Consider the following 11,897-nt stretch of genomic DNA (forward strand, 5'->3'; position numbering starts at 1 on the left):
TATTGTTCTCTCTATTTAGGAATTATTTTCAACCATTTTTAATCGCAATCCCGTCATATACCGTGCCTTTAATCACCGGAGTCCTTGTACGCAGCTCGCTATTGCGCTTACGTTCCTTAGCTTCGCTCATCAATGCAACTCCGCGACCAATAAAAATAAGCACGAATAATGTACTAAGATTCCATCCAAATTTAAAATAGACGGACAAGCCGCCCAATGCTGCCAAATAGAAAAAACTCATAAACCGACATCCGACAATATACGCTTGTTCCTCCAACGTTAACCGATCCTTATTTATTTTTCTAAATAAGCCACCGATCACACCAAATAAGCAAAGCACCGGAGCAATGCCATAATGAAACATGATATAGATAAATTGATTATCAAAGTATCGATAGTTTGTATTCCCAAGAAAGGTATAACTTCCATGTTGTCCATTTCCCCATAACAAACTGGCTGCATCTACTTGCGAGAAGAACGTCTCGTACTGACCGGATCGCGTATCTTCACCCATCCGGTTAAATAAACCCTCCGTAACACTAGGCAACAGAATGATAATTAAGAGGAAGACGAGCACGACACTAAAGGCGGCAACGATTTTCCGGAGTAAAGCATTCTTACCAGCGCTGTAGGCTAACATCGTATACAGCAGCAGGATGCATTGAACCATCCAGCCTCTGGATTGAATAAGAAAAGCACAAATTAATAAACAAATACCTAGCGCAAACTTAAATGTCCGGTGCTTTTTACCTTCGGACATGCCCAGTGCGTAGCACCAATAGGCGCTAATCACGATTGAAAACATTTCTTTACTAGGTGATGTTCTTGTTTCCGCTGAGAACCCATACTGGAATACAAAAGATAAGCTGCTCCAGAAAATCAAAGCAACCATCAGGACAACAATGTAGGGAATCATTCTTTTTACACTATTGAATATGGCCTTCTCATAACCAAGCAAATACAATAAAGGAATAAGAATAATATTGATCGAAACATCATCCAGAAGAACATCTTGGACCTTCGTTTCGTACATTGCAAAAAAACCCCAAACAATAAATACGAGCGTGCTGATAAATATAAATAATAGAGCCTTTCCCTTCTTCTGATTACTCCAAATGCAAATAAACAATAACAGATAAAGTAAATAGCTTCCCAAAGTGCAGCATAAGGATGTAAGGTTTGAATAGTGATGTAAATACGTAAACGCCCTTGAATTGGCCTCTCTCACCCAAGTCCCCGTAATGCCCGGAACAATTAATTGAATGAGCATCAGCACAATAATGCCGGTAAAGAGAATGCCGATTACATCCACTTTCATCTCGTTTGGCTTCATTTTTATGAGCACCCTTTTATCCCGTTTATTTCTCTAATAAATTTATCGATAATGATATCTACTTGATATTCTTTTTTCATTTTTTGCTTGGCTGCTTTTCCTGCTTCATTGCAAAAAGCGGGATTCGTCACACAATAGTTAATCGCCGCTGCCAGCTCGCTGACGTTATTACGCTTCACCAGAATACCATCCGACATGTTGTTAATTAAGTCTTTAGGGCCTGTCGGGCAATCCGTTGAGATACAAGGCAATCCGACAGCCATCGCTTCCATTAAAGCATTCGGCATCCCTTCATAGTTCGACGATAAAACGAACAGATCGGTAGATACCAACGCTTCAGCGACGTTCGATACTCTTCCTCTAAACGTTACAACATCCTGGATGCTTCGACTCTTCACCAGATCCATCAATTTGTTAGCTTCTTCTCCTGCCCCATACAAGCTCAATCTTAAGCTCGGATTGGCTTCATAAGCCACTGCGAAAGCCTCGATTAACAGCTCCTGGTTCTTCTGGGTATTTAATCTCCCAAATGTAGCTATTTCCTGAATGGAGTCCCGCTTCGGATAATGACATTCGATTAAGTCATTACTAACCGGATTCGGAACTACGAGCGTTTTACGCTTTGCAAATTTCGGGAAAAAGCCGGCTTGTTCTTCCGTTTGAAGCATTATCCCGGTTGAAAACAAAGCGACGATCTTACCAACGGCTCTCTTTCGTTTCGAATCCGGATATTGAAACGGATTATTTCTAACCGTAGCAACGAAAGGAATCTTCATAAATCGGGATGCAATAAAGAAGTGGTTCACTTGATCCGGTAAGAAAGGAATGATGATATTGGGGTTGACTTCACGTATCGTCCGTCTCATGGCTGCGAGCTTATTCGCAAAATACTTGATTCGGCTTTCTCCCTTATTTTTAGGCAGAAGATGAATATGTACTTTGTCAGAGATCGGATATTCATGCTGTACCCTTTCATAAAGGACTAAATGAACCTCATACCCTCTCTCAGCAATACCGCTTGCTAATATGGAGACCACACGCTCCGCGCCTCCGGAAGAAAGCGAATTCGTTACAAATAAATACTTGTTAACAGCCATATCACTAATCCCCTTCGAGCAAAATTCAACTTCCAGCGTGCTTAGCCGATATGCCTATAATACATTTCGATTAGCTCTTCATTGCCATACTCGTGCCTAATTAAATACTCACTAAGCTGCTTACTCTTGCGAGGATCATTTATTAAGTCTATAACGGCTGCGGCGATTTGCTCCGGCTCCAGCGGTACAATGATTCCTTCTGCATCCTCGATAATTTGATCCTTCACGGTATCATAATTAGAAACAATAATCGGCTTCGCAAGAATTTTCGCTTCATCTAGCGCTACTGACTTCCCTTCATATCGAGAGGGCTGAACGAAAATATTACAATGGTAATAGTAGGGATATGGATTCTCCCTAATCCCCAATAAAATGAATCGCTGCTCAACATTCGCTTCAATAATCTGCTTCTGCAGCTTCTCTCTTAGCTCACCTTGGCCGATAATATACCAGATAAAATTGATGTTCTGATCCTGCAAGTGTTTTGCCGCTTGAATGGCCACATCAAATCCTTTTTGAGTGACAAGCCTGCCAATGGAAAGCAGGATCACCTTATCAGGTTCACTTCCCCTAGCCTGCACATATTCATCCGGTTGAAACTCGAGCGCCATTTGCTTAACTAAAGCGGATGATGTGAGATTGGGGATGTAAACGGTACGTGCCGCAGCATCAGGAAAGCTATCACAGAATATATTTACACACTCATCAGAGATGGAGACGATTTTATCGAATTTCGCAAAATACGGCCGATCCAACTCTTTATCGAAGCCCTCAGCGTTGTAGTCATTGTGCACCCAAATCATTTTCTTCTTGGCATGCACTTTATCAGCGACGTAGTACATCGCTTCACCATGTATATAGGAAATGGCTACGTCATACTCCCCGGGCAGCTCCTTAATCGCACGTTTAAATAACAGGTTCCAGCGAATCTGGGATCCCAAATTCCGGTTGCTTTTATATTTGACTCTTGTCAAAAACACACCTAAATACCTTCTAATATTAGAATTCAAAGATGAGATTTGTTTCATGCCATCCGCATCGAGCGCCTTAAACGCATATTTCAACGTGTTCGGGATAGGAAGAATGTTAACCTCTTTGGGCACCTGTTTAATGAATACGCCCTCTTGTTTAAATAACAGTAGGTCTACGCGGTACGTTGAATAATCAAACAGATTTAAGAGATTGACTAAGCTCTTTTCTGCTCCGCCGGTTGTTAATGTTGGGATTACAAAGAGAACCTTTTTCATTCGCTTAAAACCCCTACTTGATTATTTTTGTTTCCGGTTAATACGTTTTGATATAAACGAGTTAATCGGTTTGCATGCCCTTCAAAGGAGTAGCCTTGCTTCACGATGTTCACGCTGGAATCGCCGTATTGTTTGCAGAGCTCTTCATTCTGGAGCATCTTAATTAAAGCATCGCTAAGCTTCTCTACATCCCCGGGCTTACAAACATATCCGTTTACCCCATCATGAACGATTTTGGGAACGCCGCCTACGCAGGTGCTTACAATTGGCATCCCATAGCCCATTGCATCTAAGATAGCCATTGGCATCCCTTCGTTGTAGGAAGGAAGCAAGAAGATATCACTCTCACGAAGCAGCCGATCCTTTTCTTCGCCTCTTACCCAGCCAGGGAAGACAACATGCTGTTCCACGCCTCTTTCTAATAACGCATGACGTAACGATTCAATATCGCCGCTGCCGCCAAGTACAAATTTCACTTTCGGAAACTTGCGTGCGACCCGCTCCACAATAGCCGGGATGTCATAGCAGCCCTTTCGATGACCAATTTCTCCTAAGAAGAGAATCTGATGATTGCTGCTTCGGTTTGCTCTCTCTTGTATGGCATCTTCATGAATACTGCTATAATTCTCAATGACTTCAATTTTCTCATGCTGCACAATCGTGCTAAGCCGTTCTTTCCATTCCGTAGAAAGGGCAAGCACGGTCGTACATTTGTTATATGTTTTTTGAACCAGCTTCTTCTTCCCGGGACTCGCGTTTATATAGAAGGAATCGAAGTCCGCACCATGACAATGATTGATAACAGGAACCCTAAACCAACCGGCCATGTAGATAAACGGCAGCTTCCGATAGAAACTCGGTCCGAAAGAAGAATGGATATGGACAAGCTCTGGTTTCTCCATCAGAAGCACAGTAAGAAAATCAACATACCCCGCAATGGCTTTGAAGAGCTTTCTATATTTGTTCCCGTCCATATAAGATTCAACATATCTGACTTGATAGTCATTCTCCAATATAGATCCTCGATAACCGCCTACGACTGCAGCGATTCCACCTTTGACCATGGGATGTTGAACAATCATACAGATTTTAGGATGCTTAGCCATAGATTCATTTCCCTCTCGCAACAAGCCATATAAACCTCGTGTTCGTATGAAAATACCTCTTAAACAACCGTTTGGGATCCTGTATCAGCCTATACAGCCATTCCAAATTATTGTTCTGCATCCATTCGGGAGCCCGTGCTATATTAGCTGCATAATAATCAAATCCGGCTCCAATGCCGATCATCAAACCGTTTACCTTGCCCTGATGAGCTGCCATCCACTTCTCCTGCTTCGGTGCCCCAAGCCCAACCCATATAAAATCAGGTTTACTGGCATTGATCATCTCTACAATGGCTTTATCCTCTTCATCGGTCATCGGTCGGAACGGCGGACTGTATATCCCGGCGATTTCAATGCCTGCATGACTTTCGTTCAGCTTGGTATGTAGCTTGTTTAACGTTTCTTCTGTAGAACCATAGAAGAAGTGGCGGTAACCTCTCTCCACAGAAACCTGAAAAACTTCCTCCATAAGACTAGGACCGGTCGTCCTGGCCATGTTCTCATATCCGCGTTTTCTGCCAATGGTAGACAGTGGACCCCCGTCTGGAATGGCCAAGATACCGCCATTCTGAACAGCCCGATACTCCGGCTCTTCATAGCTGATCACGGTAGTATGAACGTTGGAAACACAAATATAGTCACCGGCTAATTTCTCGATATTCTCATTCAAATAATCAAGCAGCCACTTCATATTAATTGCAGCTACATTCACCCCTAGAATGTTACATGTAGGGATCTTCGACTTATCAACGGTTCGGATCATCACGAGATACCTCCTTGCACCGTAAAAAGGGCATCTTGGGGATGCCCTTCTCTGCTCATGAATTTGATATTATATGTAGAAACTCAGTGCGCCAGCATGAGCTGATTGTAACGATCCTCAGCTCTGACTCGCTTCAAATCTTCATCTACCATCATCTGAATCAGCTGATGGAAACCAACCTTCAATTCCCAGCCTAGTTTTTCCTTCGCCTTTGTGCAATCTCCGAGCAACAAATCCACTTCGGCAGGACGCACAAATTCTTGATCTATGACAACATAATCCTCATAATTCAATCCTACATAGGAAAATGCCACTTCAAGAAGCTCTTTAACAGTGTGCATTTCACCTGTTGAAATCACGTAATCCTCTGGCTCATCCTGTTGGAGCATCAGCCACATCGCTTTCACATAATCCCCTGCAAAACCCCAATCGCGCAAAGAATCGAGATTGCCCATTCTAAGCTCTTTCTGCAGACCCAGCTTTATTCTCGCAACCGCATCTGTTACTTTGCGTGTAACAAACTCTTGTCCGCGACGAGGCGATTCATGATTAAATAAAATGCCGGAGCAAGCAAACATATTGAAGCTTTCCCGATAGTTGACTGTAATCCAATGCCCATACACCTTAGCTACACCATATGGGCTGCGTGGATAGAATGGCGTTGTTTCCTTCTGAGGCGTTTCCAACACTTTGCCATACATTTCACTGCTCGATGCCTGATAGAATCTCGCAGTAGGCTTCATAATCCTTACGGCCTCCAACATATTCGTGACAGACAATGCCGTGATTTGGCCCGTCAATAAAGGCTGCGGCCAAGAAGCCGCTACAAAGGATTGGGCCGCCAGATTATAAACTTCATCCGGATCAGATGCTTTGACTGCCTCAATAAGGGAGGCGAGATCTGTCAAGTCTCCTGAAATCCATTTGATCTGATCTTTAATATGGCTCACATTCTCGTAATTGGGGGTACTGGTTCTTCTTCTCAGCCCGTAGACCTCGTAGCCTTTATCAAGCAAGAGTTCTGCCAAATAGGATCCGTCTTGACCGGTAATACCCGTAATCAGAGCACGCTTTTGCATGTGTTTTCCTCCACTTGATCTTTTTTATTGGTTAACTAAATAGTCATTTTGGAATGCCATGTATGCGGAGCTAATGCCATCCTCCAAGGAAATTCTAGCCTTCCAGCCTAGACGGTTGATCTTCGTAACATCAACCAGCTTCCTTGGTGTTCCATCCGGCAACGAGGTATTGAAACGAATCTCTCCTTGATATCCCACTATGCGCTTGATTAATTCCGCCAACTCGCGAATGGAAATATCATCGCCTACGCCGACATTCACGATCTCACTATCCGCGTAATGTTCCATTAGGAAAACACAGGCTTCTGCCAGGTCATCCGAATGTAGAAACTCTCGTCTTGGCTGTCCCGTTCCCCATACCTCCACTTGCTCGGCATTAGCTGCTTTAGCTTCATGAAACTTCCGGATAAGTGCAGGTAACACATGTGAAGTCTTCAAATCGAAGTTATCATTTGGCCCATACATATTGGTAGGCATTACGGAGATGAATTGCGTTCCATATTGACGATTATAGGACTGACACATACTGATCCCGGCAATTTTGGCAACGGCGTACGGTTGATTCGTTGGCTCTAGCTCACCGGTAAGCAGATATTCTTCCTTCAGCGGCTGCGGTGCAAATTTAGGATAAATGCATGTGGAACCCAGAAACATGAGTTTCTTCACGTTGGCACGATAAGCGGAATCAATCACATTCGTTTGAATCAGTAAGTTATCACGAATGAAATCCGCAGGGAAATCATTGTTTGCCACGATACCGCCTACTTTAGCTGCGGCGAGAAACACATAGTCAATGTGATGATCCTCGAAGAAGTCCTGGACCTGATCAAACTTTCTTAAATCCAGCTCTTTACTGGATCGGTAAATGAGATTCTTGTACCCTCTTCTCTCTAATTCCCTTAGAATTGCCGAACCTACCAGACCTCTATGGCCGGCAACGTATATCGTCGAGCTTTTATCCATATTTGCACCTCGAATCAAGTTAAAAGGCATCTTTCCTGCCAACGATTACTTTTACGGTCTTACACATAATTTTGATATCAAAGTAAATGCTTCTTTGTTCGATGTAGGCCAGATCTAACTCCACCATCTCACCGAAGCTTAACCCGTTTCTTCCGCTGATCTGCCACAAACCGGTGCAGCCGGGCATTGCTTTGAGTCGTAATTTGTCATAACTCGTATATTCTGCTACTTCTCTGGGTAATGGTGGCCTGGGACCGACAATGGACATCTCGCCCTTAATGACATTCCATAGCTGTGGCAGCTCATCGATACTGGTTTTTCTGATGAACCTCCCGACTCTTGTAACACGGGGGTCTTCTTTCATCTTGAACATGGCTCCGTTAATTTCGTTCTGACTTAACAGCCCGTCAAGCAAGACTTCTGCATTCGATACCATCGAGCGGAACTTATACATGCGAAACGGCTTTTCATTCTTGCCAATTCGAACCTGGTGAAAAAAAATAGGACCTCGCGGGTCCTCCACTTTGATCATAATCGCGATGATAATGAACAAAGGAATTAAGCAGATCAGTCCGATAGCTGCACAAACAATATCTATAGCTCGTTTTAGCATCAGGTACTGAACAAGACCTCTTGCTCTCTCTCTCGATTGAATTGAAGTAGAAAGCTTGGCTTTGAGCACGACATCCCCATCATTGCGCTGTGTGGATAAACTCATTCTTTCCCACCTGTCTACAAGTTATATTTCTTCAAACGTTCATTTTCAAGGATCTCCTCAAGCGCCGTTAACAATGGAAGGCGCAGCTCGTTATTGTGCAGCGCAAAATCCAGTATGGTCGTAATAAAGCCTAACTTCTCGCCAACGTCATAACGTTTGCCGTCGAAGTCGTAGGCATAGACGCCTTGAAACTCGTTTAACTTCTGAATCGCATCCGTCAGTTGAATTTCTCCACCTGCACCGGCTTCTTGATTCTCTAGGAAGTCAAAGATCTCAGGGGTCAGAATGTATCTTCCCATAATGGCTAAATTGGATGGGGCTGTACCTAATTTAGGTTTCTCTACAAAACGATTGACGGAATAGAGCTTGCCAATAGCCTCTAAAGGGTCAACTACTCCGTAGCGCTCCATCAATTCAATAGATATGGCTTGGACCCCGATAACAGATCGTTGTACAAGGTCATATTGATTGATCAGTTGTTTGGTACAAGGTACATCAGCAACTACGATATCGTCCCCCAAGAGGACCGCAAATGGCTCATTCCCGATAAACTTACGAGCACACCATACCGCATGTCCCAAACCTTTGGGTTCTTTCTGGCGGATATAATGAATATCGACACTTGATGATTTGCGTACTTCCCCGAGCAGCTCCATCTTGCCTTTCTCGATCAAGCTGGATTCCAGCTCGAAAGCAATGTCGAAGTGGTCCTCGATTGCACGTTTTCCTTTGCCCGTTACGATAATAATATCTTCGATCCCGGAGGCTATAGCTTCTTCCACGATGTATTGTATGGTAGGTTTGTCTACAATCGGAAGCATCTCTTTGGGCATAGCCTTCGTTGCCGGTAAGAATCGCGTCCCTAAACCTGCAGCTGGAATGATCGCTTTTCGAACCTGTTTCATCATCATTCACCCCTATTATTCTAAATTCTTAAGGATTATGCTGCTGTTAAAAAAACCAGCTATACCTTTATTTGCATTAAAAACATAGCTCGTTTTTTTAGCCGTTTATGGCCGCAGTATTAGAGGGCATTAAACCCTGCCTCACATCACACCCTTGACGATGAACGTCTAAGGCTGGCAAGCCAGCCCACAGCATGATCGAGTGCCTACGTGTGATACAGGTCCAGTAGACATCACCCAAGGAATGTTCACTTGCTGCCATCTATTATTTTCTGCCGTAATAGTAGTAATATTGTCCGTCATGCTTAGAGCGTTCATTATTATTGAGAACGACACCTAATATGCGGGATTTTGCATGCTCCAAGCTGGCTTTCGCTTTCTTTAGAAGCTCCTTCTTCACCTTGCCTGCATGAACGACAAGGATGATTCCGTCGCAATAGGATGTAACAATAAGGCTGTCAGCCACCGGAAGAACAGGAGGCGTATCAAAGAGAATGACATCGAACATGCCCTTCAGCTCATCAATCAGTGTTTGCATACGCTGTGATCCCAATATTTCAGAAGGATTAGGCGGAATAGGTCCGGAAGTGAGGACAAAGAGATTTTCTACACTCGTTTCCCTAATCACATCCGCAAGTACCTGCTGATTCAGAATGGCACTGGTTAGCCCCGATCGATTCGTTAGTTGAAATACATGATGTAACGTAGGTCTTCGCAGATCCGTATCAATGAGAAGCACTTTCTTCCCTTCTTGTGCGTAAGTCACGGCTAGATTCGTGACCGTAGTTGTCTTGCCCTCTCCTTCACTTGCAGAAGCAACCATTAGCACTTTCATAGGCTGATCAATGGCGGAGAATTGAATATTCGTACGCAAAGTGCGATACGCTTCAGAGATTGGAGACATGGGATTAATTGCCGAAATAAGATGACGCTGTTTATTGTCTTGCTGTGACATATGTGCCTTCACCTACTTTTTTTTCGGATACACGCGTCTTTCGGGGATTCAAATCCGATTTATTGATTTTCGTAATATGTGACAGTACCGGAAGCTCGAGCGATTGGAGAACATCATCTTCACTCTTGATCGTGTCATCCAAGTAATCGAGTAAGAAGACAAAGCCGATAGCCAGCATTAGAGATACGATAAAGCTCAAGGCGATATAGAATATAGGGCTTTTATTAATCGAAGAGCCATCCGAGCTCGGATTCGCTTCTGACAAGATGGTAACGTTATCCACCTTCATAATGGACGGGATTTCATTCTTGAAGACGGTAGCAACGGCATTCACGATATGGGCTGCTCGTTCATATGAAATATCTGTTGCGTTTATATTCATTACCTGCGAATCACTCGCGGCGCTAACTTCTAACAAGGAGCTCAGCTCGCCGGGCGAAGCTTTTAAATCCGGATAGTTACTCACTACTTTGTTCAAGATCGCTGACGAATTGATAATTTCTTTATAGGAGCTTATAAGCCTGATATTAGATTGAATGACATCCCAGTCTATTGTTCTTGTGCCGCCAACTTCAAAGGATTGACTCACAATCAGTTTCGCAGTAGCTTGATATACCAGATCTGTGTATAGGTATGTCTTAACCCCGATTAACACGCAAGTCACCATTACGATTGCCGAGATAAGAAGGAGCCTCTTGCGAATGATTTTCAAATAATCCTTCAGTTCCACTTAAATACCTCCAGTTAATTGAATTAGAAATACCACTTTATAAAGAAAAAATTGGAGTATTGTGAAAGTCAGCAGGTATAATCGGTGCTTCTCTGGGTAATGAATAATACCAGTTGTGAGTGATACATATTGTATCTCTTTTCATGATTTACTTTACGATACGGAACGTAGCATGTCAATAGTTTTTTCATGCTTTTAGCTACATTGTGACATTTCGTAGCAATGAATGCATTTGTAAGCGTTTCGTATTAATATGGAGTTATAGCCTGTTAGGAGGAGAAATATGAATATTGGTGACCGTATTGCCAAACTGAGGGACGATCGGGGTTGGACACAAGAACAGACAGCGGGATTACTTGGAATCTCACGCGCAGCCTTATCCCATTATGAGAAAAACCGCCGCGAACCGGATACGGAAACACTATCTAAGTTTGCCGATTTATTCAAAGTTTCTGTCGACTATCTTGTCGGAAGAACGAATGTCCCTCATATCACGTTGGACGAGCCTATTCGAGAATTTGTTGACCAACTGGAGCTCTCCGAAGAAGATTTGCTAAGCAGACTTGCACTGGCTATTGATGGGAAGAAATTATCACCGGAAGAAACACGACGTTTCGTCGCTTTCGTTCGAGCAGAGAGAAATATGAAATAGTGCTTCCATTACATAGTAAAACCATAGTCCGTATCGACTATGGTTTTTATTGTCCGCTTATTTATTTCTATGTAGTGGAGGTAAGTCTGAGGGCCATCTAGAAAGATCTATTCCAAGCTGCTCCATAATAGTGAGTACATCCAACTCAATCGTTTCCTTCGATGATTGCCCTTCTTTGCTTTGATCTTCAATTTTTCTCATACCTCGGCTCCGACTCCCTCTATTTATAATGAATCTAACGCCTTCCACTCGAACTTAGCTGCAACTCTTGTTAATCCAATTACATGAACCTCGCCCGTATTATATATCTCTCTACATCTCGTTCTACTTGTCTTCACTAATTATATCC

The 11,897-nt window shown here is 43.2% G+C and carries 12 protein-coding genes; 1 reads left to right on the top strand and 11 read right to left on the bottom strand.

The features are described from left to right. Positions 1-28: 28 nt before the first annotated feature. The 11 genes from AC0YNS_RS17180 to AC0YNS_RS17230 form a co-directional block, all read right to left on the bottom strand. A complete protein-coding gene (locus tag AC0YNS_RS17180; RefSeq protein WP_475782187.1) occupies positions 29-1,333 on the bottom strand; it encodes a hypothetical protein in 1,305 nt (434 codons plus the stop codon). 2 nt (positions 1,334-1,335) lie between these two features. Then, a complete protein-coding gene (locus AC0YNS_RS17185) occupies positions 1,336-2,430 on the bottom strand; it encodes a glycosyltransferase (RefSeq protein WP_475782188.1) in 1,095 nt (364 codons plus the stop codon). A 41-nt stretch (positions 2,431-2,471) separates the two neighbouring features. After that, positions 2,472-3,677, bottom strand: a complete 1,206-nt coding sequence (locus AC0YNS_RS17190) for a glycosyltransferase (protein ID WP_475782189.1) — start codon at positions 3,675-3,677, stop codon at positions 2,472-2,474. Beyond that, a complete protein-coding gene (locus AC0YNS_RS17195) occupies positions 3,674-4,783 on the bottom strand; it encodes a glycosyltransferase family 4 protein (RefSeq protein ID WP_475782190.1) in 1,110 nt (369 codons plus the stop codon). The genes AC0YNS_RS17190 and AC0YNS_RS17195 overlap by 4 nt, the downstream gene beginning before the upstream one ends. Before the next feature lie 4 nt (positions 4,784-4,787). Further along, the gene (locus tag AC0YNS_RS17200) at positions 4,788-5,546 is read right to left on the bottom strand and encodes a WecB/TagA/CpsF family glycosyltransferase (protein ID WP_475782191.1); all 759 of its coding nucleotides are present in this window, start codon (positions 5,544-5,546) and stop codon (positions 4,788-4,790) included. An 83-nt stretch (positions 5,547-5,629) separates the two neighbouring features. After that, positions 5,630-6,625, bottom strand: coding sequence for a GDP-mannose 4,6-dehydratase (gmd, locus tag AC0YNS_RS17205; RefSeq protein WP_475782192.1), 996 nt, complete (start codon positions 6,623-6,625; stop codon positions 5,630-5,632). 24 nt (positions 6,626-6,649) lie between these two features. Then, entirely contained in the window at positions 6,650-7,588 is a 939-nt protein-coding gene (locus AC0YNS_RS17210) for a GDP-L-fucose synthase family protein (RefSeq protein ID WP_475782193.1), read from the bottom strand. A 19-nt stretch (positions 7,589-7,607) separates the two neighbouring features. Continuing rightward, positions 7,608-8,306: a sugar transferase gene (locus AC0YNS_RS17215; RefSeq protein ID WP_475782194.1), complete on the bottom strand. Its 699-nt coding sequence runs from the start codon at positions 8,304-8,306 to the stop codon at positions 7,608-7,610. Positions 8,307-8,320: 14 nt separating this feature from the next. Continuing rightward, positions 8,321-9,211 (bottom strand): UTP--glucose-1-phosphate uridylyltransferase GalU, encoded by an 891-nt coding sequence (gene galU / locus AC0YNS_RS17220; protein ID WP_475782195.1) that lies wholly within the window; start codon positions 9,209-9,211, stop codon positions 8,321-8,323. A gap of 265 nt (positions 9,212-9,476) precedes the next feature. Further along, entirely contained in the window at positions 9,477-10,166 is a 690-nt protein-coding gene (locus AC0YNS_RS17225) for a CpsD/CapB family tyrosine-protein kinase (RefSeq protein ID WP_475782196.1), read from the bottom strand. After that, positions 10,147-10,896 (bottom strand): YveK family protein, encoded by a 750-nt coding sequence (locus AC0YNS_RS17230; RefSeq protein WP_475782197.1) that lies wholly within the window; start codon positions 10,894-10,896, stop codon positions 10,147-10,149. The genes AC0YNS_RS17225 and AC0YNS_RS17230 overlap by 20 nt, the downstream gene beginning before the upstream one ends. 283 nt (positions 10,897-11,179) lie before the next feature. Between AC0YNS_RS17230 and AC0YNS_RS17235 the strand changes: the two genes are divergently transcribed. Continuing rightward, positions 11,180-11,548, top strand: a complete 369-nt coding sequence (locus AC0YNS_RS17235) for a helix-turn-helix domain-containing protein (protein WP_475782198.1) — start codon at positions 11,180-11,182, stop codon at positions 11,546-11,548. The last annotated feature ends 349 nt before the right edge of the window (positions 11,549-11,897 follow it).

The sequence above is a fragment of the Paenibacillus sp. J22FR21 genome, from assembly GCF_056269135.1.

Excerpts from the sequence above, each read along its gene's own strand:
- galU (WP_475782195.1), bottom strand. The coding sequence starts at position 9,211 with ATGAAACAGGTTCGAAAAGCGATCATTCCAGCTGCAGGTTTAGGGACG.
- AC0YNS_RS17235 (WP_475782198.1), top strand. The coding sequence starts at position 11,180 with ATGAATATTGGTGACCGTATTGCCAAACTGAGGGACGATCGGGGTTGG.
- AC0YNS_RS17195 (WP_475782190.1), bottom strand. The coding sequence starts at position 4,783 with ATGGCTAAGCATCCTAAAATCTGTATGATTGTTCAACATCCCATGGTC.
- AC0YNS_RS17190 (WP_475782189.1), bottom strand. The coding sequence starts at position 3,677 with ATGAAAAAGGTTCTCTTTGTAATCCCAACATTAACAACCGGCGGAGCA.
- AC0YNS_RS17185 (WP_475782188.1), bottom strand. The coding sequence starts at position 2,430 with ATGGCTGTTAACAAGTATTTATTTGTAACGAATTCGCTTTCTTCCGGA.
- AC0YNS_RS17210 (WP_475782193.1), bottom strand. The coding sequence starts at position 7,588 with ATGGATAAAAGCTCGACGATATACGTTGCCGGCCATAGAGGTCTGGTA.
- AC0YNS_RS17180 (WP_475782187.1), bottom strand. The coding sequence starts at position 1,333 with ATGAAGCCAAACGAGATGAAAGTGGATGTAATCGGCATTCTCTTTACC.
- AC0YNS_RS17200 (WP_475782191.1), bottom strand. The coding sequence starts at position 5,546 with ATGATCCGAACCGTTGATAAGTCGAAGATCCCTACATGTAACATTCTA.
- gmd (WP_475782192.1), bottom strand. The coding sequence starts at position 6,625 with ATGCAAAAGCGTGCTCTGATTACGGGTATTACCGGTCAAGACGGATCC.
- AC0YNS_RS17215 (WP_475782194.1), bottom strand. The coding sequence starts at position 8,306 with ATGAGTTTATCCACACAGCGCAATGATGGGGATGTCGTGCTCAAAGCC.
- AC0YNS_RS17225 (WP_475782196.1), bottom strand. The coding sequence starts at position 10,166 with ATGTCACAGCAAGACAATAAACAGCGTCATCTTATTTCGGCAATTAAT.